Source organism: Craurococcus roseus (assembly GCF_039523795.1).
Lineage (GTDB): Bacteria > Pseudomonadota > Alphaproteobacteria > Acetobacterales > Acetobacteraceae > Craurococcus > Craurococcus roseus.
In genome coordinates this window covers 236118-257035 of the sequence record NZ_BAAAFZ010000008.1, presented here as the reverse complement: position 1 = coordinate 257035, position 20918 = coordinate 236118, and the positions used below count along the sequence as shown (strand labels likewise).

22 protein-coding genes and 1 tRNA gene are annotated in these 20918 nt (G+C 72.2%); 13 read left to right on the top strand and 10 right to left on the bottom strand.

What is annotated here, in order from left to right; all coding sequences use genetic code 11:
• Positions 1–69 precede the first annotated feature (69 nt).
• A complete protein-coding gene (locus ABD067_RS04165; RefSeq protein ID WP_343893900.1) occupies positions 70–1023 on the bottom strand; it encodes a tripartite tricarboxylate transporter substrate binding protein in 954 nt (317 codons plus the stop codon).
• 93 nt (positions 1024–1116) lie between these two features.
• Positions 1117–1785 (bottom strand): alpha/beta hydrolase, encoded by a 669-nt coding sequence (locus ABD067_RS04160; protein WP_343893899.1) that lies wholly within the window; start codon positions 1783–1785, stop codon positions 1117–1119.
• A 411-nt stretch (positions 1786–2196) separates the two neighbouring features.
• On the opposite strand from ABD067_RS04160, the gene ABD067_RS04155 reads away from it, so the two are divergent.
• The 7 genes from ABD067_RS04155 (at position 2197) to ABD067_RS04125 (ending at position 7281) form a co-directional block, all read left to right on the top strand.
• Complete coding sequence (locus ABD067_RS04155; protein WP_343893898.1) at positions 2197–2709, top strand: Rrf2 family transcriptional regulator; 513 nt, start codon at positions 2197–2199, stop codon at positions 2707–2709.
• Positions 2706–3821, top strand: a complete 1116-nt coding sequence (locus tag ABD067_RS04150) for a cysteine desulfurase family protein (RefSeq protein WP_343893897.1) — start codon at positions 2706–2708, stop codon at positions 3819–3821. Before ABD067_RS04155 ends, ABD067_RS04150 begins: the two co-directional genes overlap by 4 nt.
• 20 nt (positions 3822–3841) lie before the next feature.
• Positions 3842–5047: a cysteine desulfurase family protein gene (locus ABD067_RS04145; RefSeq protein ID WP_343893896.1), complete on the top strand. Its 1206-nt coding sequence runs from the start codon at positions 3842–3844 to the stop codon at positions 5045–5047.
• Between the two features lie 9 nt (positions 5048–5056).
• Positions 5057–5386, top strand: coding sequence for a ferredoxin family 2Fe-2S iron-sulfur cluster binding protein (locus ABD067_RS04140; protein ID WP_343893895.1), 330 nt, complete (start codon positions 5057–5059; stop codon positions 5384–5386).
• A 7-nt stretch (positions 5387–5393) separates the two neighbouring features.
• On the top strand, positions 5394–6089 hold the full coding sequence (locus ABD067_RS04135) for a TenA family protein (protein WP_343893894.1): 696 nt from the start codon (positions 5394–5396) through the stop codon (positions 6087–6089).
• Positions 6086–7189, top strand: a complete 1104-nt coding sequence (mnmA, locus tag ABD067_RS04130; protein WP_343893893.1) for a tRNA 2-thiouridine(34) synthase MnmA — start codon at positions 6086–6088, stop codon at positions 7187–7189. Before ABD067_RS04135 ends, mnmA begins: the two co-directional genes overlap by 4 nt.
• Before the next feature lie 15 nt (positions 7190–7204).
• A tRNA-Met gene (locus ABD067_RS04125) sits at positions 7205–7281 on the top strand.
• Here ABD067_RS04125 and ABD067_RS26335 read toward each other — a convergent pair.
• Positions 7238–8302: an MBL fold metallo-hydrolase gene (locus ABD067_RS26335; RefSeq protein WP_408871512.1), complete on the bottom strand. Its 1065-nt coding sequence runs from the start codon at positions 8300–8302 to the stop codon at positions 7238–7240. The genes ABD067_RS04125 and ABD067_RS26335 overlap by 44 nt on opposite strands.
• A 166-nt stretch (positions 8303–8468) precedes the next feature.
• Between ABD067_RS26335 and ABD067_RS04115 the strand changes: the two genes are divergently transcribed.
• A complete protein-coding gene (locus tag ABD067_RS04115) occupies positions 8469–9386 on the top strand; it encodes a L,D-transpeptidase family protein (protein ID WP_343893891.1) in 918 nt (305 codons plus the stop codon).
• A 34-nt stretch (positions 9387–9420) separates the two neighbouring features.
• Here ABD067_RS04115 and nth read toward each other — a convergent pair whose 3' ends face one another.
• Positions 9421–10095, bottom strand: a complete 675-nt coding sequence (nth, locus tag ABD067_RS04110) for an endonuclease III (RefSeq protein WP_343894178.1) — start codon at positions 10093–10095, stop codon at positions 9421–9423.
• A 206-nt stretch (positions 10096–10301) separates the two neighbouring features.
• On the opposite strand from nth, the gene ABD067_RS04105 reads away from it, so the two are divergent.
• Positions 10302–10823 (top strand): DUF2244 domain-containing protein, encoded by a 522-nt coding sequence (locus tag ABD067_RS04105; protein ID WP_343893890.1) that lies wholly within the window; start codon positions 10302–10304, stop codon positions 10821–10823.
• Positions 10824–10847: 24 nt separating this feature from the next.
• Here ABD067_RS04105 and ABD067_RS04100 read toward each other — a convergent pair whose 3' ends face one another.
• The 5 genes from ABD067_RS04100 to ABD067_RS04080 all read right to left on the bottom strand — a co-directional run bounded on the left by ABD067_RS04100 (position 10848) and on the right by ABD067_RS04080 (position 14299).
• Positions 10848–11306, bottom strand: coding sequence for a helix-turn-helix domain-containing protein (locus tag ABD067_RS04100; protein ID WP_343893889.1), 459 nt, complete (start codon positions 11304–11306; stop codon positions 10848–10850).
• Positions 11307–11410: 104 nt separating this feature from the next.
• A complete protein-coding gene (lnt, locus tag ABD067_RS04095; RefSeq protein ID WP_343893888.1) occupies positions 11411–13006 on the bottom strand; it encodes an apolipoprotein N-acyltransferase in 1596 nt (531 codons plus the stop codon).
• Between the two features lie 9 nt (positions 13007–13015).
• Entirely contained in the window at positions 13016–13183 is a 168-nt protein-coding gene (locus ABD067_RS04090) for a hypothetical protein (protein WP_343893887.1), read from the bottom strand.
• 19 nt (positions 13184–13202) lie between these two features.
• Complete coding sequence (locus ABD067_RS04085) at positions 13203–13595, bottom strand: copper resistance CopC family protein (RefSeq protein ID WP_343893886.1); 393 nt, start codon at positions 13593–13595, stop codon at positions 13203–13205.
• Positions 13596–13732: 137 nt separating this feature from the next.
• Positions 13733–14299 (bottom strand): peroxiredoxin, encoded by a 567-nt coding sequence (locus ABD067_RS04080; RefSeq protein WP_343893885.1) that lies wholly within the window; start codon positions 14297–14299, stop codon positions 13733–13735.
• Between the two features lie 154 nt (positions 14300–14453).
• Here ABD067_RS04080 and hpnH point away from each other — a divergent pair, with 154 nt between their 5' ends.
• The 4 genes from hpnH to vsr all read left to right on the top strand — a co-directional run bounded on the left by hpnH (position 14454) and on the right by vsr (position 19715).
• Positions 14454–15641, top strand: coding sequence for an adenosyl-hopene transferase HpnH (gene hpnH, locus ABD067_RS04075; RefSeq protein ID WP_343893884.1), 1188 nt, complete (start codon positions 14454–14456; stop codon positions 15639–15641).
• Positions 15642–16306: 665 nt separating this feature from the next.
• A complete protein-coding gene (locus tag ABD067_RS04070) occupies positions 16307–16855 on the top strand; it encodes a hypothetical protein (protein ID WP_343893883.1) in 549 nt (182 codons plus the stop codon).
• A 250-nt stretch (positions 16856–17105) separates the two neighbouring features.
• Positions 17106–17954, top strand: a complete 849-nt coding sequence (locus tag ABD067_RS04065) for an IS1 family transposase (RefSeq protein WP_343893882.1) — start codon at positions 17106–17108, stop codon at positions 17952–17954.
• Positions 17955–17966: 12 nt separating this feature from the next.
• Entirely contained in the window at positions 17967–19715 is a 1749-nt protein-coding gene (gene vsr / locus ABD067_RS04060; protein ID WP_343893881.1) for a DNA mismatch endonuclease Vsr, read from the top strand.
• 4 nt (positions 19716–19719) lie between these two features.
• On the opposite strand, the gene ABD067_RS04055 is transcribed toward vsr, so the two are convergent.
• A complete protein-coding gene (locus ABD067_RS04055) occupies positions 19720–20856 on the bottom strand; it encodes a hypothetical protein (RefSeq protein ID WP_343893880.1) in 1137 nt (378 codons plus the stop codon).
• Between the last annotated feature and the right edge of the window lie 62 nt (positions 20857–20918).

Genomic DNA, 20918 nt, shown 5'->3' with positions numbered 1-20918 from the left:
GGAGCGCGGCCGCAATTGCGCGGGGCGCATGGCACCGCAGGTGCGCCATGCACCGAACGCGTGCCGGCGTCACTCTCGCCAGGGGTGCTCGCGCCAAAGGCGTTCGTAGCCGGCCTTGAGCGCCATCAGCTCGGCCACGTACTCGTCCGGGCCGAGGTAGCGCAGGGGCAGGAGTTGCTGCGCGGCCGCGGCCCTGAATTCCGGGTGCTCCACCGCGCGCTTGACCGAGAGCGCCAGCCGGTCGAGCACCGGGCGGGGAAGGCCGGCGGGGGCGCCCACGCCGCGGAGCGAGCTTTCGACGACGTCGAAGCCCTGCTCGCGGAAGGTCGGCACCGCGGCCGCGCCCTCCCAGCGGCTCGGCGCCATGGCGCCGAGGGGGCGGACCAAGCCCTGGCGCCAGTCGGCGACGCCCTCGGCCATGTTGACTACGGCGAGGGCGAGTTGGCGGGACAGCAGCGCGGTGCGGACCTGCGAGGAGCCGCCGAAGGGGACGTGGAGGAAGCGCGTGCCGGTGAGGCGTTGCAGCGCCAGCATCGCCAGGTGGTCGTCGGAGCCGACGCCGGTGGTGCCGTAGGAGATCTCGCCGGGCCGGCGGCGCGCTTCTTCGACCAGCGCGGACAGGGAGGCGATCGGGCTGCCGGCGAGGACCCACATGCCGCCGGGGTCGTCCACGATGTTGGCGATGAAGGCGAAGTCCTCGAAGCGGAAGCGCGCCTGCCGCTCGATCGGGACGGTGATGATGTTGGGGGTGTTGGTGAAGCCTATGGTGTGGCCGTCCGGCTTGGCGCGGGCCAGTTCGCCCCAGCCGATCTCGCCGCCGGCGCCGGCGCGGTTCACCACCACGACGGATTGGCCGAGGTCGCGCTCCATGAAGCCGGCCAGGGTGCGCGCCGCCGTGTCGGTGCCGCCGCCGGCGGCGAAGGCCACTATCATCGTGACGGGGCGGTCCGGCTGCCACTCGGCCGCGCCGGAGGGGCGCGGCAGCGCCGCGGCGGCGGCGAGCAGCGCTCGGCGGGTGGTCATTCGTTTTTCCTCCCTGGGGCGGTGCATGCGAGAAGGGCCGGCGGTGCGACCCGCCGGCCCTTCGGAATGTCGATCCCGCGCGCCGCCGCGGCTTCAGTCCGCGGCGAGCGCCATGCGGCTGCGGTTGAGCACGGACGAGACGTGGTCTTCCGTCATGTCCACCACCTGCGCGGTCTGGTCCGGCGTGAACACATGGCCGGCGCCGGCCATCACGCGGTAGTCGATGGCGATGCCGCGCTGGGTGTTGAGCTTCTCCACCAGCTTCTTCACGGCGCCTTCGGGCACCAGCTCGTCGTCGGCGCCATGCAGGATGAGGCCGTTGCAGGGGCAAGGCGCGAGGAAGCCGAAGTCGTAGTGGCTGGCGGGCGCGGCGATCGAAACGAACCCCCCCATCTCCGGCCGGCGCATCAGGAGCTGCATGCCGACATAGGCGCCGAAGGAGTAGCCCGCGACCCAGAGGCTTTGCGCGTTCGGGTTAACCGCCTGGAGGAAGTCGAGCGCGGAGGCCGCGTCGCTGATCTCGCCCACGCCGCCGTCGTACCGCCCTTGGCTGCGGCCGACGCCCCTGAAGTTGAAGCGCAGCACCGAGAAGCCCATGCCCTGGAAGCGCTGGTACAGCGCGTGCACGACGCGGTTGTTCATCGTGCCGCCGTGCAGCGGATGCGGGTGGAGCAGGAGGGCGACCGGCGCGTTGGGCTTCTTGGCGTGGTGGTACCGGCCCTCAAGCCGTCCGTCCGGACCGGCGAACATCACCTCAGGCATCGTGCAGGAGCTCCTGTTCCGCTCACGCCACGAGGGCCCGGCCAGCGGCCCGGCGGAGGCATGCCCCCGACGACCCGGCCCGAGCGCGCGTGGCGCTAGATGGGGAAACCTTCCCGGCGGCGCCACGCCGGGACCACACGCGACAAACGCCCCCCGCGGCACGGCGGTTGACCACCGGTGTCGGGCGAAATAGCCTCGGTCCGATCCGACGCTTCCTGGTCAGACACGCCACCTCGGCCGCGGTTCAAACGCTGTCGTCGTGCGCCCCGGACAGGCTTCCGGATTCCGAGGCTCCTTGAATATAGGCAGTTACCGCTAGGTTTCATAACGGATTTACCGGCGTGGACGCGTGCCGGCACGTCCCGACCACCACACATCCGTGGCGGTGAACCGGTACGAGAGAGCTGCTGAATGAGACTTTCCACCAGAGGTCGCTATGCCGTCATGGCGATGGTGGAGCTCGCGTCGCGCAATGGCAGCCGTGGCACGAAGCGGGATGCCGGGCGGCCGGTCAGCCTCGCCGAGATCGCCGACGCGCAGCTCCTGTCCCTGGCTTATCTCGAACAATTGTTTGCCCGGCTGCGCCGCAGCGGCCTTGTCGCGTCCGTGCGCGGACCGGGTGGCGGCTACCGGCTCGGCCGGCCTCCGGGGGAGATCACCTTGGCGGAGATCACCGAGGCGGTTGAGGAAACCATCCGCGCCACGCGCTGCGAGGAGGGCGGACCCGGCTGCGCCGCCGGCAAGCGGTGCCCGACGCACGACTTGTGGGTGGAACTCGGCGAGCAGATCCACCTGTTCCTCGCGCATGTGACGCTGCTCGACGTCGTCGAAGGGCGGGTGCTCGGCCGCGCCGCGCGCCCCCTCCTGGCGTCCGACGCGTGCGACGACGCGCATCCCGTGGACATCTCAGCGGGTTCGCTGTGACGGCGGGGGAGCCGCTCTACCTGGACGCCAACGCCACCGAGCCCCTGCGGCCGGAAGCGCGGCGGGCGACGGTCGAGGCCTTGGACCTCACCGGCAATCCGTCCTCCGTCCACGCCTCCGGGCGGGCGGCGCGGCGGCGGTTGGAGGACGCGCGAGAGGCGATCGGCGAACGCTTCGGCGCCGATCCCGGCGACGTGGTGTTCACCGCCGGCGGCACCGAAGCGAACGCGCTCGCCCTGGCGGGGCTGGGGCGGGAGCGCCGGGTGCTGGTGGGGGCCACGGAACACGCGGCCGTGCTGGCCGCCGCGCCGGCCGGGGCGGCGACGGTGCCGGTGCGGCGCGACGGGACGGCGGATTTGGACGCCCTGGCGGCGCTGCTCGCGGCCGACGCCGGCGCGCCGGCCCTGGTGTGCCTGATGGCGGCGAACAACGAAACCGGCGTGCTGCACCCGCTGGCGGACGCGGCGGCGCTGTGCCGGGCGCACGGGGCGCTGCTGCACGTGGACGCGGTGCAGGCGGCGGGGCGGGTGGCGCTCGATCCCGGCCTCGCCGACAGCACGGCCCTGTCGGGGCACAAGCTCGGCGGACCGCCGGGGGCCGGGGCGTTGCTGCTGCGGCCGGGGCTGCACCTGCCGGCGCTCATCGGGGGGGGCGGGCAGGAGCGGGGGCGGCGCGGCGGCACGGAACCGCTGCCCGCCATCGCCGGCTTCGCCGCGGCGGCGGTCGCCGCCAAGCCGGAAGCCGCGGACAGACTCGCGGCGCTGCGCGGGCGGTTGGAGGCCGGTGCGCTCGCCGCGGCGCCGGAAGCGGTGGTGGTGGGCGCGGACGCCCCGCGCCGGTTGCCGAACACGAGCTGCATCCTCCTGCCCGGCGTCGCGGCCGAGGCGCAGGTGATCGCGCTGGATTTGGCGGGCGTGCGGGTCTCGGCCGGCGCGGCGTGTTCCTCCGGCAAGGTGGCACGGAGCCACGTGCTCGCGGCCATGGGCCTGGGGGCGGAGGCGGGTTGCGCCATCCGGGTGTCCCTGCCGTGGGACGCGCCGGACGACGCCCCGGAGCGTTTCCTCCTCGGGTGGTCCGCCATGCGCTCGCGCCTCTCGCGCCGCGCCGCCTGAAGGCCCATGTCGAGGGCGCCATGCGCCCGACGAACCGCCCCGTTTACCTGGACAACCACGCCACCACGCCGCCCGACCCGCGCGTGCTCGCGGCCATGCGGCCCTGGTGGGAGGAGAATTTCGCCAACCCGCACAGCGTCGAGCACGCCATGGGGCGCGAGGCCGAGGAGGCGGTGGAGGCGGCGCGCGGCCATGTCGCCGATTTGGTGGGGGCCGAGGCGCGCGAGGTCGTCTTCACCTCCGGCGCCACGGAGGCGAACAACATCGCCATCAAAGGTGCCGCGCGCTTCGCCGCCTCGCAAGGGAGCGGGCGGCAGCGGGTGGTGACGCTCGCCACCGAGCACAAGTGCGTCCTGGAGTGCGTGCGCGACCTCGCCTCCGAGGGCTTCGAGGCGGTGGTGCTGCCGGTCGGGGCGGACGGATTGCTCGATCTGGACGTTCTACGCGGAGCCTTCGCGGCCGCCCCGACCCTGCTGGTCTCCGTCATGGCGGTGAACAACGAGATCGGGGTGGCGCAGGACCTCGCCGCAATCGGCGCGATGGCCAAGGAGGCGGGCGCGCTGTTCCACACGGACGCGGCGCAGGCCGCCGGGCGCGTGCCGCTCGACGTGGGGGAGGCGGGCATCGACCTGCTTTCCCTGTCCGGGCACAAGGTTTACGGGCCGAAGGGCATCGGCGCCCTATACGTGCGGCGGCGGCCCCGCGTGCGCTTGGCGCCGCTCTTCTCCGGCGGCGGGCAGGAGCGGGGCCTGCGCTCCGGCACCTTGCCGGCCCCGCTGGTGGTGGGGTTCGGCGAGGCGGCGCGGCTGGCGGCGGCGGAGATGATCCTGGACGGTGGGCGGGTGGCCAGCCAGCGGGACCGCTTCATGGCGGCGCTGGGGGCCGAGGTGTCGGGCGTGCGGCTGAACGGCCACCCGGAGCGGCGCGTCCCGGGCAACCTCAACCTGACCTTCCCCGGCGGCGTGGACGCCCAGGCCTTGATGGCGGCGGCGCCGGAGGTGTGCGTGTCCACCGGCTCGGCCTGCTCCTCGGCGGCGGTGGAGCCTTCCTACGTGCTCCGGGCCATCGGGCTGCCGGAAGCGGAGGCGCGGGCCACCTTGCGGATCGGCATCGGCCGCTTTACCTCGCCCGCGGATGTGGACCGGGCGGCGGCGGCCCTCGCCGCCGCGTGGCGGCGCGTGGCTGCGGGGACCGAACCCGCCCGCGCCCCCGAGGCGGTGGAGTAGGCCCCAGATATGCCCAAGATGGTTTTCGTCGAGCAGAACGGTTCGCGCCGCGAGGTGGAGGCGCCGCTCGGGCTGTCGGTGCTGGAGATCGCGCACAAGCACGGCGTGGACATCGAGGGCGCCTGCGAAGGCTCGCTCGCCTGCTCGACCTGCCACGTCATCGTGGACGGCGCCTGGTTCGGCAAGCTCGCCAAACCGACCGAGGACGAGGAGGACATGTTGGACCTCGCCTTCGACCTCCAGGAGACCAGCCGGCTCGGCTGCCAGATCATCATGACCGAGGCGCTGGACGGCCTCGTGGTGAGGCTGCCGGCCGGGACGCGGAACGCGCAGGGGTAGGCACGCCGTGGACCGCTGGAGCACGGAGTTCGGCGCCAAGGGCGGGCTGTTCCGCCGCTTGCGCGACGGCTGCGCCGCGGAGTGGGAGGCTTACACCTGGCACCCCTTCGTGCGGGCGCTGTCGGACGGCACGCTGCCGCTCGCCGCGTTCCGGCGGTATCTGGTGCAGGACTACCTTTTCCTGCTCCACTTCGCGCGGGCCGAGGCGTTGGCGGTGGTGAAGGCCGAGAGCGTGGAGGCGATGCGCGAAAAGGCGGCGGCGGTCGGCGCCATCCTCGACGAGACGCGGATGCACCTATTGTACTGCGCCGACTGGGGCTTGCCGGAGTCCGGGGTGCGGGCGGAGCCCGAGTCGGCTGAGACGGTGGGCTACACGCGCTACGTGATGGACCGCGGCCTGTCGGGCGACATCCTCGACCTGGAGGTGGCGCTGGCGCCTTGCGCCGTGGGGTACGGCGAGGTGGCGTTGCGCATCCTCGCCGACGACCGGCGCATGGCGCGCGGCAATCCCTACGAAAGCTGGATCGCCATGTACGCCGGCGACGAGTACCAGCGCCTCGCGCGCGGCGCGGCGGCGCGCATCGACGCGCTCGGGCGGAGCCACGGCGGCGAGGCGCGCTTCGCCCTGCTCGCGCCGGTGTTCGCGGAGGCGGCGCGGTTGGAGGCGCGGTTCTGGCAGCAGGGCCTGGACGCGGCGCGATGAGGATCCTGGTCGCCATGTCCGGCGGCGTGGACAGCAGCGTCGTCGCGGGCCTGCTGCACGAGCAGGGGCACGAGGTGGTCGGCGCCACGCTCCAGCTCTACGACCATGGCGCCGCCACGGCCAAGCGCGGCGCCTGCTGCGCGGGGCAGGACATCCACGACGCGCGGCGGGTGGCCGACCGGCTCGGCATCCCGCATTACGTGCTGGACCGCGAGGAGCGGTTCCGAGACGCGGTGGTGCGCGACTTCGCGGACGCCTACGCGCGCGGCGAGACGCCCATCCCTTGCGTGCGCTGCAACCAGACGGTCAAGTTCCACGACCTCGTGGAGCTGGCGCGCGATCTCGGTTGCGAGGCGCTGGCCACGGGCCACTACGCGCGCCGGGTGGACGGCCCCGACGGGCCGGAACTGCGCCGCGCCGCCGACCCGGCGCGGGACCAGAGCTACTTCCTGTTCGCCACCACGCCGGACCAACTCGCCTTCTCCCGCTTCCCGCTCGGCGGCTTCCGGGACAAGGCGGCGGTGCGGGCGGAGGCGGCGCGGCTCGGCTTGCGCGTGGCGGAGAAGCCGGACAGCCAGGACATCTGCTTCGTCCCTTCCGGGCGCTACCACGAGGTGGTCGGGCGCTTCCGCCCGGACGCGACGGAGGGGGGCGAGATCGCGCACATCGACGGCCGGGTGCTCGGGCGGCACGCGGGTGTGGCGCGCTACACTGTGGGGCAGGGGCGGGGCCTCGGCTCCGCTTCCCGCGACGGGGAAGAGCGCCTCTACGTTGCGGCGGTGGAAGCCGGTCGGCGGCGCGTGGTTGTCGGGCCGCGCGCGGCGCTGCCGCGGGAGGAGGTCGTGGCGGGCGAGGTGAACTGGCTCCGCCCGCCGCCCGCCGGCGTCTTCCCCTGCGAGGTGAAGCTGCGGGCGCGGGAGGCGCCGCAGCCGGCGGTGGCCGAGTGGGACGCCGGCGCGGGGCTGCTGCGGGTGCGGCCCGCGTCGCCTTCGGTCGCCGCGCCGGGCCAAGCTTGCGTGCTTTACGGGGGCGAGCGGGTGCTGGGCGGCGGCTTCATCCGGCGGGCCGAAAGCGTTGACACCGCTGGGGCAGCGGCCTAACTCCGGCCCGGTTTCGGCGACGTAGCTCAGCTGGTTAGAGCACGGCACTCATAATGCCGGGGTCGGCGGTTCAAGTCCGCCCGTCGCTACCAAGCCCCTCCCCAAACCCGCCGCTTCCGCGACCTCGGCCAGCAACCGGGCTTCCTGCCCTTGGTAGCGCGGCGAGAAGTGGAACGGTTCGACGCGGCGCGCCCTCGCCGCCCGTGCGATCTCGCCCGCCGCGCGCGTCGTGAGGTGCCGGCGGTCGGCGGCGATGGCGGCGTCTTCGGCCGCGAAGGGCGCCTCGATGAACAGGATGTCGGCGTCGCGCGCCAAGGACACTGCGACGGTGCGATTTTCCGGCGTGTCGGCGAAGTCCGTCAGGTAGGCCAAGCGCTGCCCGGGCGTGACCTCGACGAGGTCGCGGAGCGCGCCCAGCGGCAGCGACGGGGCGCCGGGCGCGTCGGACGCCCGGGCGAAGACCGGGATCGGCAGGTCGTCGGGGCCGTTCGCGGCCACCGCCGCCTTGAGCGCCGCGAGCCACGGGCCGGTGGGCAGGCCGCGTTCCGCCAGCCTGGTCCGCCAGACGTTCACGTGCATCGCCTCCTCCACCGCGAAGCCGAGGGACGGCGTGCCGTGGTAGAGCGCCGCCGCGCGGAGGCGGAGCGGGCCGAGGCGCAGCACGGCGCCGTCCGGCCCGGCCGGCGATGGCGGCAGGGCTTCAGGCCGGAAGCCGCCGTGCAGCCCGAAGCGGGTGCGGGGCCACCCGGCTGCGCCGGGCAGGGCCACCTCCGTCACCTCAAACGCCAAATCGGCCGGGATGCGGTCGGCCAGGTTCCACGTGTAAGCCTGCAACCTGTGGAACAGCCGCTCCGCGAAGCCCGCGGGGCCCACCACAGGCAGACGCTTCTCGCGGCCGACCAGCAGCCGCAGCAGCCGGTCGAAGCCGGCCCAATGGTCCATGTGCGCGTGCGACACCGCGAGAGCGCCGACCCGCAGGAGGTGCCGCGGCGACAGGGCCGACAGGTCGCCGCAATCGAGGAGGATCGCTCCGGGCAGGTGGAGGGCTTCCAGGTAAACGCCTGGATCGCCGGTCCGTCCGTTCAGCAGGCGCGGGTGCAGGGTCGGGCGCATCCGGCCGGAACGCCCCGACGGCCGGTCAGGCGCCCGCGCTGGCGAGACCGTCGCCTGCGACTGCGCAAAAAACATGATGCCGTCTCATAACGAAATCGCGACGTGTATGGGCCGGGTCTCTCCAGATATCATATCGATATCCAAACATGCAGACTGTCTCCCCCCGATGGTCCGTACCCGCCGATCCTTCGTCAAAACCCTGGCCGGAGCCGTCGCGCTCCCGGCCATCGCCGCTTTGCCCTGCGCCTCCGCGCGTGCCCAGGACGGCGCCGCGGCCGCGGCGTCCGAGGGCGCCGTCGACTTCGCGTCGCTCGTCCGCCAAGCGTCCCTCGCGTCGCCCGGTCTCGACGGCCGCACGAAGGCCGCTGTCGAGGGCACCTTGGCGCGTTTGGACGTGCTCGCCCCCGACCACGCGCGGGGCCGCTTCGTGCTGGCCAACATCGCGGCCGCCGAGGTGGTCGCCTACGAGGACGGCCGCGAGGTGCTGCGCTCCCGCGCCATCGTCGGGGCGGGTCGGACCCGCACGCCGCAACTGGCCAGCGCCGTGCCCTCCGTCCGGCTCAACCCGCCTTGGTACGTCCCGCCGAGCATCGAGCCGTCGGTCCGCGCGTCCGGCGCGGCGGGTTTCCGCACGGTGAACGGCCGCCTCGTCCAGCCGCCGGGCCCGCGCAACCCGCTCGGCCCAGTCCGGATCGGCCTGGAGAATTCGGACGGCGTGTTCCTGCACGGCACGAGCGATCCGCGGCTGTTCGCGCGCGAACACCGCACCCTTTCCCACGGTTGCGTCCGGGTGGAGCGGGTGGTGGAACTCGCGGCCTGGATGCTCGACATGACGCCGGAGGCGCTGCGGGCCGCCGTGGCGACCGGCCGCACCCGCGAGCTGGTGCCGACGCAGGAGGTCCGCGTCGCCATCGCCTACCTGACGGCCTGGCCGGGCCTGGACGGGCGGCTCGTGCTGCATCCGGACCCCTACGGCCTGGACCGTCTCCCCCGCAGAACCGCGCCAGCCCGCATCGCGCCGCCGCGCCCGGCCCTGCCCGAGCCGGCCATGAATCAGGACGTCGGCTTCGAGCGGCCCGCCTGATCGCCGGGGCATGGCGCGCCGCGCCGGCGCCGCATCAGGCGGTCCGGCGCGACTTCGGCCCGCCCGCCGCCGGCAGCGCCAGCACTTTGCTCGAGTAGCTACAGAACCGCAGGGCGACGCAGCGCCAGCACTCCGGCATCCGCGCCTTGCAGACGTAGCGCCCGTGCAGGATCAGCCAATGGTGGGCGTCCCGCAGCAGCTCCGGCGGGCACTGCGCCACCAGGCCGTCCTCCACCTCGCGCGGCGTGCGGCCGGGCGCGAGGCCGGTTCGGTTGCCCAGGCGGAAGATGTGCGTGTCCACCGCCATGGCGTCCTCGCCAAAGGCGACGTTGAGCACGACGTTCGCGGTCTTGCGCCCGACGCCGGGCAGGGCTTCCAGCGCGGCGCGGTCGCGCGGCACTTGGCCGCCGTGCCGCTCCAGCAGCAGGCGCGAGAGCGCCGCTAGGTTGCGCGCCTTGCCCTGCCACAACCCGATGGAACGGATGAAGGGGGCGATGCCGGCCTCGCCCAGCGCCGCCATGGCGGCCGGGTCGGGCGCGGCGGCGAAGAGGGCCGGCGTGCAGCGGTTCACCGCGGCGTCGGTCGCTTGGGCGGAGAGCACCACGGCCACCAGCAACTCGAATGGGTCTTGGTGGGCGAGTTCGCTTCGGGGCAGCGGGTTGGCCTCCGCCAGCGCCCGGATGAAGGCCGCCGCCTGCGCAGCGTCCATGCGGGGGGACGGGGCGAGCGGCTCGCGCACGGTGCCGTGCACCGCCGCCGTCGTCGGGGTTCGCCGGACCGGGGCGCCGAGCGCCGGCGGGTGCTTGGTGGTGGGGGCCGGGGCCGCGTCGTCGGCCGGTGGAGCGGCGGCTTTTCGCCGCGGGGCGGGGCGGAGGGGCATGGCAGGTCTGGGTGCCTACCCCAGATATCCTTGCGATGTCAGCCCACCCGACGCCGCCGCAGCCGGAGCCCGTGCTGTTCGAGGCCGTATGCACCGCCCACCAAAGCCTCGATGACCGGGGGATGCGGGCGGTCGCCATCCTGGTGATCGTCGCCTCCGCCGCGGTGGCGATCCTGTTCTCGGCCCTGGGCGCTTGGCCGGTGATCGGCTTCACCGGCCTGGAGGTGGTTTTGGTGCTCGGCCTGCTGTCGCGGCACCGGCGCGGCGCGCGGCGGGCGGTGGAGATCCTGGCCCTGGTCGGCGACCGACTGGAGGTGCGCCGCACGGACGCGCGGGGAAGGCGGGAAGAGTTGACGCTCGATCCGTATTGGGCGCGCGTGTCCGTCGAAGAGCGGCCCGGCACGGTGAGTCGGCTCGTGCTCAGGGAGCGCCGGCGCGACGTCGAGATCGGGGGGTTGCTCGGAGACGCGGAACGGCGGGAGTTGGCCGCGATGTTGTCGGAAGCCTTGCGGCGCTACCGCGAGCCGGTGTTCGACAATCCGCAACTCCGGGAGTGAAGGCGCCGCCGGGGGGGGCGGGCGTCACTCCGTCGGCGTGAGGCTCTTGATGAGGTCGAAGACGCGCTTGCGGACCGCCGGGTCGGTGATGCGGTAATAGGCGCGCACCAGCTCCAGGGTCTCGCGGCGGTGCAACGTGTCGTCCTCGAAACCGTCCTGGGAGTCGGCGAAACCGCTCACGGACCGGCGCGGGAGCCCGGGGGACGCGCCGCCTCCCACGCCGTCGGGCATGTCGTCGAAGAAGAAGCCGATCGGCACGTCCAGCACGCGCGCGAGGTCGAACAGCCGGCTCGCGCCGATGCGGTTGACGCCGCGCTCGTACTTCTGGACCTGCTGGAAGGTGAGGCCGAGCGCCTCCCCGAGCCTTTCCTGGCTCATGCCCATCAGCGTCCGACGCAGGCGCACGCGGCCGCCGACATGCACGTCTATGGGGCTGGGGCGGTGTTCGCGGTCGGGGCGATCGGCAATTTCGTCGCTTTGCATGTCCGCTCCGCCCCGGTTGTGGATGCCGCTCACGCCCATTCGCCTCGAATACCGTTTATTCAGCATACTGCAACGAAGGTCAATGAATTTGAGAAATCTCAGTTTTAAAGACGTCCTGCAATGGTTGGTGGCATCGGCTCGGGCACAACCCTTCGCGACGCGCGATGTACCGCCGCGAAGGCCGCGAGGAGGCACAACCCGGCCAGCGCTCCCGGAATGAGCAGGCCGAAGCGGCCGAACGGCGTCGGCGGAAGGGCGCCCGGCAAGCCGATGTCCAGCGTCCCGGCGGTGCCGAGCGGCAGAAAGGCGAGCCGCCGCCCTTGCGCGTCGAACACGGCGGAGATTCCGGTCTGCGCCGCCCGCACCAGCGGCAAACCTTCTTCGGCGGCGCGCATCCGGGCCGCCGCCAAGTGCTGCCAGGGACCGGACGAGAAGCCGAACCATGCGTCGTTGGTGATGTTCAGCAGCCAAGCGGGGCGCGGCGTCGGCGTCACCGCGCCGGGGAAGATCACCTCGTAGCAGATCAGGGCGCCGAAGGGCGGCAGGCCCGGCACCGACATGGTTTCCGGCCCCGGCCCGGCTGAAAAGTCCATGCCGCCCACCACCATGCGGATCGGGATCAGGCCCGCGAGCGGCATGTACTCGCCGAAGGGCACGAGGTGGAATTTGTCGGCGAGCGCCGCCACCTCGCCCTCGTCGTCGAGCGCCACCAAGCTGTTGAAGACGCGGCGGAGGATGCGGTCCTCGCCCCATTCGCCCCGTATGGTGCCGGCCAGGAGCACGCCGCCGGGCGGCAGCGTTTCGGCGATCAGGCGCTTGGCTTCGGGGTCTTGCGCCAGCAGAAAGGGGCTGGCGGTTTCCGGCCAGATGGCCACCACGGACGGTTGGTCGCCAGGACCTTCGGCGACGGCGGCGCGGCGGGCGGCCTCGGCCGTCATGTCCAGGTAGCGCTGGAAGATCGCGACGCGCTGGTCCTCGCGCCACTTCACCTGCTGCGCGATGTTGCCCTGCACCAGCACCAAGCGCGGGCCCGGAGCCGCGGCGGGAGGCGGCGGTTCGGACATGCGCCACGCACCCAGCGCCGCCGCTGCGGCCACCGCCGCCGCGCCGACCATCAGCGGGCGGACGCGGCCGAGCAGGGGCAGGCAGGCAAGCAGCACCGTCGCCAAGGACAGGCCGTGGACACCGACCAGGGCGGCGCCTTGCACCGGCAGCGCGTCGAAGGCCCAGACGCTGCCGATCAGGTTCCAAGGGAACCCGGTGAACAGGACGCCGCGCGCCATCTCGGAAAAGACCCAAACGCCGGCGAAGCCCAGCACCCGCGGCCAGCCCGCCGGCAGGGCGCGCGCGGCGAGCACCGGCGGCACGGCGAACAAGGCGAGCGGTATGGCGAGGCCCGGCGCCGCCAGGGGCACCAGCCACCACCAAGTCTCGACATCGGTGAGGATGGCGTGCGTCACCCAGTAGATGCCCGCGAGGTGGTGGCCCCAACCCCAGGCGAAGCCGACCAGGGCTGCGCCGCGCCAAGTGCGGTCGCGGCCGGCCGCCAAGGCCAGCAGCCCGGGAAAGGCGACCAGCAGCACGGGCACGGCGTGGATCGGCGGCAAGGCCAGGGCCGACAGGAGGCCGAGGCCGAAGGCCGTCGCCAGCGCCGGACGCGCCGGCAGCCGGGACAAGGATGCGAAGAAGGGCGCGAACATCGGTCGCACCTACCCAACCGCCGAGGGCGCCGCAAGCGGCGCGCTGGCCCGCTCGGCGCCCGCGTAGCGTTTGAAGGCGTGCAGCAGCGCCGCCGCCGAGCGCGCCCGCGCGGCGGCGAGGCCGGCGGCGCGCGGCACCACGCCGACGACGCCGTAGAGGTCGAGGAGTTGCTCCAAGGCGGCGGGTCGGCCGCTTTCAGTGCGGCGCGGCGCGGACCGTGAAGGGCACGTCGCCGCGGGTGATCTGGCCGTCCAGCGCCAGCGCCTGCCAGCGCAAGCGCCAAGCGCCGGGCTTCCAGGGGACGATGTCGGTCCGGGCTTCCAGCAGCGTCGGGTCGCTCCCCGAGGCGAGCGGCAACGGCGTTTGCCCGCCGTCCGGGGCGTGCAGCACGAGGCGGCTGCGGGTCCGGTCGATGCGGCCGTTGAAGCGCAGCCGCACGCGGGGCGGCGGCTCTTCCGCGAACACGGCGCCGGCGGCCGGCTCGGCCTCGACCACCAGCATGTGCGCCCACGCGCGCCGCAGGAGCAGCGCGGCCAGCGCCAGCGCGGCGGACGCCGGGAGGACAAGGCGGCGGGTGTTGGGCGGCAAGGGCGCGTTTCCTGCGGCGGCGGGCGCCTCCGTTGGCCGGACGCGGTCGTTCGGTCGGTCGGCACGGGCACGGGCGGATGTGCCGCCGCAGAATGACGCAAAGCGCGGCGGAGGCAACCGGGCGCGGGCGGGGCGTCCTAGCCGGGCCGTTCGCCTTCCGCGGAAAGCCAGGCGATCACGTCCGCGGCGCCCCGGTCCGGCGGGAACACGGGGTAGAAGACGCGCTCGACGGCGCCGTCGCGCAGCACCAGCGTCAGGCGCTTCAACAGCACCATCCCGGCGGCTTCGAAGGTCGGCAGGCGCATGGCGCCGGCGAGGGCCAAGCGCCTGTCGGACAGCAGCGGGAAGGGGAGGTGGAGGCGCTCGGCGGCTTCGCGCTGGTAGGCGGTGTCCTGGGTGGACAACCCGAACAGGCGCGGGACGCCGAGGGCCTTCAGTTCGGCGAAGTGGTCGCGGAAGGCGCAGGACTGGGGCGTGCAGCCCCGCGCGCCGGGGATCATGTCCCACCCTTCGGGATTGGCGCCGTCGGGCGGGCCGGTGCGCGGGTAGGCGTAGACCACGGCGCGGCCGGGCAGGGCGGACAGGTCCACGGTGCCGCCGTCCGTCGCGGCGAGCGGGATGGAGGGCACGCGGGAGCGGGGCAGGTGGCGGGCTGCGCCGTCGTCGGTCGGCGCGGGGATTTCGGACCAATCCGGCGCGTCCATGCGATCCTCCTGCGGTGCCGGGGTGCCACGGCGTATGCGCGAGCACCGCGGCCCCCGCAAGCCAGGGGCGCGCGACCGGCGTGGTGCGTTCGCTGGAAGGCTGTGCTACCAGCGCCGCTCGCACGTCTTCACGCCTCGACGGAGTCCGCCACGCATGGGCATCCCGCTGCGCCAGCAGATCAAGGTCGGCGCCTACGTCCTCCGCCAGCACCTGCGCGGCCGGAAGCGCTACCCGCTCGTGCTGATGCTGGAGCCGCTGTTCCGCTGCAACCTGGCCTGCGCCGGGTGCGGCAAGATCGACTATCCCGACCCCATCCTGAACAAGCGCCTCTCGGTCCGGGAGTGCCTGGACGCGGTGGACGAGTGCGGCGCGCCGGTGGTGGCGATCGCCGGGGGCGAGCCGCTGTTGCACAAGGAGATGCCGGAGATCGTCCGCGGCATCCTGGCGCGGGGCAAGATCGTCATCCTTTGCACCAACGCGCTGCTTTTGGAAAAGCGGATCGGCGACTACGCGCCGCACCCGCGCTTCACCTGGGACATCCACCTCGACGGCGACCGCGAGCAGCACGACTGGGCGGTGAGCCAGAAGGGCGTGTACGACCGTGCCGTGTCCGCGCTCAAGCTGGCGAAGGCGAAGGGCTTCCGCACCGCCATCAACGCCACGCTGTTCAACAACGCCGAGCCGGAGCGCATGGCGCGGTTCTTCGACGACGTGACGGCCATGGGCGTGGACGCCATCATGGTCTCGCCCGGCTACGCCTACGAGCGCGCGCCGGACCAGCAGCACTTCCTCAACCGGCGCAAGACCAAGGAGCTGTTCCGCGGCATCTTCGCGCGCGGCAAGGGCAAGGGCTGGCGCTTCGGCAACTCGCCGCTGTTCCTCGACTTCCTCGCCGGCAACCAGCGGTACCACTGCACGCCCTGGGGCAACCCGACGCGCAACGTCTTCGGCTGGCAGCGGCCCTGCTACCTGCTGGGAGAAGGCTACGCGAAAAGCTTCACCGAGCTGATGGAGACCACCGACTGGGACCGCTACGGCACCGGCAACTACGAGAAGTGCGCCGACTGCATGGTCCACAGCGGCTTCGAGGCGACGGCGGTGGTGGACGCGATCAAGAAGCCCTGGAAGGCGGTAGCGGCGCAGCTCCGCGGGCCGAAGACCGAGGGCGGGATGGCGCCGGAGATCCCGTTGGACGGGCAGCGGCCAGCGGAGTTCGTGTTCAGCCGCCACGTGCAGCAGGCGTTGGCGGACATGGCGCACGAACCGCCGCCGCCCACCGCCCGACGCCGCGGCGCGAAGCACGGCGGCGCGGCGGCGGCGGCGACCGTCGCGGCCAAGTAAGCCTTCGGCCCCGGGGCTCCGCCCCCAGCGCAAGGTCCGAGGCGGTGCTTCGCTCGACAGGGCGAACCGTCATGGGGCGCCCGTGGCGTCGGGTTGAACCGCCGGCCGGTCGGGTCGAGCGCGGGGACGGGGCAGGTCGCCGCCCGCCGACTGGACTTCGGCGGCACCGACGTCCTTTATCGGGCCTGCCGCGACGCCGGCGAGGGGCGACAGGGCCCGGGTTTGCAACGCTCCGGGCGTTTTTGGGTAGTGGGTCAGTTTGAATAGTTTCCTAGATCACGCTGACCGGTTTGGCTCGCCCTTGGCTACGGCCTTAACTAAGGTCTTAGCTATGGCTCAGAAGCGCATCCCCAGACCCCGCGATCCGATCGCCTTGGCGAAGCTCGTCGGCGACATCGCCACGGGGCAGGTCGAGGATCGCGTTGAAGACGGGAAGGATCCCGCCGCGTCGGAGTTGGGGAGGAGCGGCGGGCTGAAGGGCGGCAAAGCGAGGGCTGAACGGTTGACGCCTACGCAACGGGCTGAAATCGCCCGGGCTGCCGCCGCTCGCCGTTGGGGAAAGAAATAGAAGCTCGTTCTATGCCCCAGGCCGCGGATTGGGTTTCTCAACGATTCTCCAACGCCTCCGTTGACACGTTGGGGATGGCCTGCATATAGGGCGGGCCATGGACCAATTCCGTAACGCGCTTGAGCAGGAGTTGGCGCGGCTCCAAGAGGAGCTTCGCAACGACCCGCGCGCGCGCAGGGCGGAGAAGATCGTCGAACTGTTGACGCTCTACCCGGCGGGAGACGACGGACCGCCGAACGCCGCCCTTGACCCGACCTCTCCCCACCACGCGACATCGTTCCCGATCCCGCCCACGCCAGCCCTGCCGGCCGTGCCACGCCCGGAAGTCCAAGACGGTCGGACCAAGGCCGCCCGTTTGAAGGCAGCCGCCAGGGGCCTTTTGGCCGCCAACGGAACGCTGCACCGCTCGGCCCTACTCGAACGCCTGCAAGACGCAGGGATCATGACCCGGGAAGGCAATCCGATGGCGACCCTCGCCGCTTACCTTTCCGACTGGAGGGATGAATTCGCGTCCGACGGCAAAGGCAATTTCAGCCTGCGGCCGTCCGTGACGTCCGAGCCGCCACCTGCGCCCGAGAGTGGCGCGGGTTCCGCGGAGGGGAGGAACCCCGGATCGGACCCGGGGCTCCCCTTCAACCGACACTAGTTTGCGAAGAAAGGAGGCCGCGTTTCATGGGCTGGCAGCCCAGCAACAGACCCGTTTCCTGACGCCCACTGTCCCGCACGGGATCTCGGCGGACCAGTAGGCGGCGCGGCGCCGGGGCCATCAGGTCCCGGCGCTTTTGCGCGTAGCACACTCCGGAATCGCTCGGCAAGCCGTGATGGACCGTTGGATTTCCAACGCTTAACTGACCTTTATGCTTGACCGACAAATGCAAAGGTCACAACATGGCCGCATGAACAAGTTGCCCCCGGAACGGCGTGCCGAGATCCTCGGGATGATGGTCGAGGGCGTTTCCATCCGCGCCATCTCGCGGATGACGGGGGCCAGCAAGAACACCGTCGTCAAGCTGCTGGCGGACGCCGGGGAGGCGTTCTCGGACTACCAGGACCGCACCCTGCGTAACCTCACGTGCAAGCGCATCCAAGTCGATGAGATCTGGAGTTTCGTCTACGCGAAGCAGAAGAACGTCCCGAGCGCGAAGGCCGCCCCCGCGGACGCGGGCGACATCTGGACGTGGACGGCCATCGACGCCGATACGAAGCTAATCCCGTCGTGGTACGTCGGCGCCCGCGACGGCGCCGCCGCGCAGCACTTCATCGGCGACTTGGCGGGGCGCCTAGCGAACCGGGTGCAGCTAACGAGCGACGGCCACAAACCGTACTTGGAGGCCGTGGAGCAGTCCTTCGGCGCCGACATCGACTACGCGATGCTGGTGAAGATCTACGGCGAAGCCCCCGGCCCGGCGGGTCGCTACAGCCCCGCGGAGTGCGTCGGCGCCGTGCAACGCCGCGTGGAGGGCAACCCGAACCCCGCGCACATCAGCACCAGCTATGCCGAGCGCGCCAACCTGTCGATGCGTATGGGAATGCGGCGCTTCACCCGTCTGACCAACGCCTTCTCGAAGAAGGCCGAGAACCACGCGCACGCGCTCGCCATCTACTTCATGCACTACAACTTCGTCCGCATCCACCAGACGCTGCGTGTGACCCCGGCGATGGCTGCCGGCGTGACGCGGAGGCTTTGGGACCTCGCGGACATGGTCCGGGTCTTGGAAGAGTGGGAGGCGAAGGCGGATGCCTGACGGGGAACAGCCGTGACGCGACCGATGCCCGACGTGCCCGGCACGCGCCGCAAGATGATGTCGGCCGTGCGCGGCAAGGACACCGGTCCCGAAATGCTCGTGCGCCGGATCGTGCACGGCCTTGGATACCGCTACAGGCTGCACCGCCGCGACCTCCCCGGACGACCCGACCTCGCATTCGGTCCCCGGCGCAAGGCCATCGAGGTGCGCGGGTGCTTCTGGCACCGCCATCCCGGATGCGCGCGCGCCTCGCTCCCGAGCACGCGGCGGGATTGGTGGAGGGAGAAGCTGGATGGCAACGCCGCACGGGACGCGCGCAACCTGGCTGCGATCGAGCGGATGGGTTGGGAGGTTCTAGTGCTCTGGGAATGCGAACTCACCGACACGCGCGCCCTCTCGGGACGCGTCCGCGATTTCCTCGGCCCTCCCGCGCGCGGGGTGTCGGGCGCCACCCCGCACGAAACCGGGAAGCCGGGAAGCCGGCCGGTGTGCTACGGTCCGGGCATGGCGGGAGCGAATCCGGAGCATGAGGCCGCCGCGGCAGAGGCGGAGCCCCGCGTGGTCGTGGACCTCTTCTCGTGCGGCGGCGGGATGAGCGCCGGTTTCGCCGAACGGCCCGGTTGGCGGCTCGCGGCGGCCGTTGACTTGGAGGTGGCGAAGCCCTCGGGCAAGGCGGCCGGGGAAACCGGCTGCAACGACATCTACGAAGCCAACCATGGAATCCGCCCCATTTCGGCCGACCTCGCGGTCATGGAGCCGGCCGCGCTCCTGGAAGCGGCCGGGCTGCGGCGCGGTGAGACGGGGTGCCTGATATCCTGCGCGCCGTGCACGGACTTCTCGCGGGCCAACCCGGACAACCACATGGCCGACCGCGACCGCAACACGCTGGTCGGACGCTCCGGGGACTTCGCCGCCGCCCTCGACCCCGCCTCCTTCGTGATGGAGAACGCGAGGGAACTCATCACCGGGAACCACCCTCAGCACTTCCGCGGGTTGCGCGAGCGGCTGGTCGGATCGGGCTACGACGTGCGGGCCGACGTGCACTTCCTCAGCCGCTTCGGGCTGCCACAGGTCCGCGAACGCGCGCTCATCGTGGCGTCTCGGGTCGGCCCGGCGCGGACCCTCGAAGACCTGTGGGATGGCTGGGAGGTCACCCCGGAGGCGGTGACCGTCCGCAGCGCCCTGTCGCGGCTGGACGAATGGCTGGTGGAGCATCCGGACGATCCGGACGGCTCGGCCGTTCCGGGGATGCGGGAAGACGTGCTGGCCCGGCTCGCGGCCACGCCCGCCGACGGCGGGGGTTGGGTGGACGTCGCCCGCGACCCGGAAACGCGGCACCTCTGCACCCCGGACTGTCTGCGGCGTTGGGAGATACGCGACCTCGGCTCGCACCCGGACGTCTACGGCCGCATGTGGTGGGACCGGCCGGCTCCGACCATCAAGCGCGAATGCGCGCACGTCGGGAACGGCCGCTACGCGCATCCCGAAAGGAACCGCCTCCTGACCGTGCGCGAGATGGCGACGTTGCAGGGCTTCCCCTTCACGTATCGCTTCCCCACGAAATCCGTCGCCAATCGCTACAGGGCGATCGGCGACGCCGTGCCGCCGCTGGTCGCGTGGCAGATCGCCGCCTGCGTCGATTGGTCGGTGACGGGGCGGAAGCCGGACCCGGCGGAGTGGGTGATGCCGAGGACGTGCCTGCGGCTGTCGGACCTGCGGCGCGTGGCGGGCGCGCCCGTGACTGTGCGGCGAGCGGCTTAGCGCCTCAGAGGCGGCACCACCTGCGCACGCTGGAGACGAAGTGCCCCCAATGGTCTGGGTGCCGCGTGCGGCCCCCGTCCCACCCCCAGCAATGGTGCAGGTTGAAGACGTGGCTGAACCGGGTGAGGTCACGGTTGTTCATCGTCCTGCGCTGGACGCCGCCCTCCAGGATCTCCCGGTTGAGCACGGCCATCATCAGGAAGCGGTCGGTCCTCAGTTCCGTTTGCGTCTCGCGCGACGCCAGCCCCAAGCGCTCGTGCAGGTTGGCTAGGTCGGTCGCGGTCTTCACCTCGCCCACCGCGAACTCGTGCAGGACCTGCGATCTCGCCTCCTGGTCGTTCCTGACCTCGTTGAACCGCGCCAGGGCGTCGGCAGCGTCGGCGAAGGGCGCTTCGCCGCCGAGCGGCATGAAGATGTTCGCGTCCTTGCTGCTGGCGAAGACCAGCGCGCGGCCGTTCCGCAGGAGCAGGGCCTTGAGCGTCGCCTTGGCGTTCGCCGCGCGCCAGTCGGATATCTCCTGTGGCGACCGCACGCGAGCGGGGGGCATTTCCCCCGCATGATCGACCACGGCCGCCGCGTCGAGGCCGCGGATGGCGTCGAGGAAGGCGATGGCGGCGCCGGTCGCGCCGATGGCGCCGGTCAGGTTCTGCGTCTTGCCGTGCGTCGTGAGGCTGCGTTGGTAGGTGATGAACGCGGTGGGATCGAAGCCGCCGCCACGCACCCACCGCAGCCATGCGTTCAGCCGCACGACTTCCTCGGACAGCCGGGCACGATCGCGCGGCGGCTGCGAAGAAAGTTCCGGGAACAGGGTGGATTGCAGCTTGGCCGACAGGCCGGTGAGGGCGAGGAACGCCCTGGTGGCCCGGACGCCGCTTGCGGATGCCGCCACGTCTATATGGAGGTGGCGCGTACCCGCGCGGACGTCCTCGTCCACCTGCTCCGGATGGATGCCGCTTTCCAAAAGGCGGTGCGGGTCGTCCCAGTCCGGACGCAGGCCACGTTCGGCACGCGCGACCTCGGCCGCGGGCGTCCCCAGCCCGCGGCGGATCACCTCGATGTTGACCCGGGCGAAAGCTTCGATGAAGGCGACGGCTTCCTTGTGCGACTGCGCGGCGGAAATGAGGGTCGGTGCTACGGCCATGCGCCTCGGGACGGGAAAGATGAACGATGCGGCGGGCACCGTGGCCCGACACCCCGAAATCG

What these genes read in the sequence shown, in the direction of transcription:
- ABD067_RS04165 (WP_343893900.1), bottom strand. Translation starts at nt 1,023, where the DNA reads ATGACCACCCGCCGAGCGCTGCTCGCCGCCGCCGCGGCGCTGCCGCGC.
- ABD067_RS04160 (WP_343893899.1), bottom strand. Translation starts at nt 1,785, where the DNA reads ATGCCTGAGGTGATGTTCGCCGGTCCGGACGGACGGCTTGAGGGCCGG.
- ABD067_RS04155 (WP_343893898.1), top strand. Translation starts at nt 2,197, where the DNA reads ATGAGACTTTCCACCAGAGGTCGCTATGCCGTCATGGCGATGGTGGAG.
- ABD067_RS04145 (WP_343893896.1), top strand. Translation starts at nt 3,842, where the DNA reads ATGCGCCCGACGAACCGCCCCGTTTACCTGGACAACCACGCCACCACG.
- ABD067_RS04140 (WP_343893895.1), top strand. Translation starts at nt 5,057, where the DNA reads ATGCCCAAGATGGTTTTCGTCGAGCAGAACGGTTCGCGCCGCGAGGTG.
- mnmA (WP_343893893.1), top strand. Translation starts at nt 6,086, where the DNA reads ATGAGGATCCTGGTCGCCATGTCCGGCGGCGTGGACAGCAGCGTCGTC.
- ABD067_RS26335 (WP_408871512.1), bottom strand. Translation starts at nt 8,302, where the DNA reads ATGCGCCCGACCCTGCACCCGCGCCTGCTGAACGGACGGACCGGCGAT.
- ABD067_RS04115 (WP_343893891.1), top strand. Translation starts at nt 8,469, where the DNA reads ATGGTCCGTACCCGCCGATCCTTCGTCAAAACCCTGGCCGGAGCCGTC.
- nth (WP_343894178.1), bottom strand. Translation starts at nt 10,095, where the DNA reads ATGGACGCTGCGCAGGCGGCGGCCTTCATCCGGGCGCTGGCGGAGGCC.
- ABD067_RS04105 (WP_343893890.1), top strand. Translation starts at nt 10,302, where the DNA reads ATGTCAGCCCACCCGACGCCGCCGCAGCCGGAGCCCGTGCTGTTCGAG.
- ABD067_RS04100 (WP_343893889.1), bottom strand. Translation starts at nt 11,306, where the DNA reads ATGCAAAGCGACGAAATTGCCGATCGCCCCGACCGCGAACACCGCCCC.
- lnt (WP_343893888.1), bottom strand. Translation starts at nt 13,006, where the DNA reads ATGTTCGCGCCCTTCTTCGCATCCTTGTCCCGGCTGCCGGCGCGTCCG.
- ABD067_RS04080 (WP_343893885.1), bottom strand. Translation starts at nt 14,299, where the DNA reads ATGGACGCGCCGGATTGGTCCGAAATCCCCGCGCCGACCGACGACGGC.
- hpnH (WP_343893884.1), top strand. Translation starts at nt 14,454, where the DNA reads ATGGGCATCCCGCTGCGCCAGCAGATCAAGGTCGGCGCCTACGTCCTC.
- ABD067_RS04070 (WP_343893883.1), top strand. Translation starts at nt 16,307, where the DNA reads ATGGACCAATTCCGTAACGCGCTTGAGCAGGAGTTGGCGCGGCTCCAA.
- ABD067_RS04065 (WP_343893882.1), top strand. Translation starts at nt 17,106, where the DNA reads ATGAACAAGTTGCCCCCGGAACGGCGTGCCGAGATCCTCGGGATGATG.
- ABD067_RS04055 (WP_343893880.1), bottom strand. Translation starts at nt 20,856, where the DNA reads ATGGCCGTAGCACCGACCCTCATTTCCGCCGCGCAGTCGCACAAGGAA.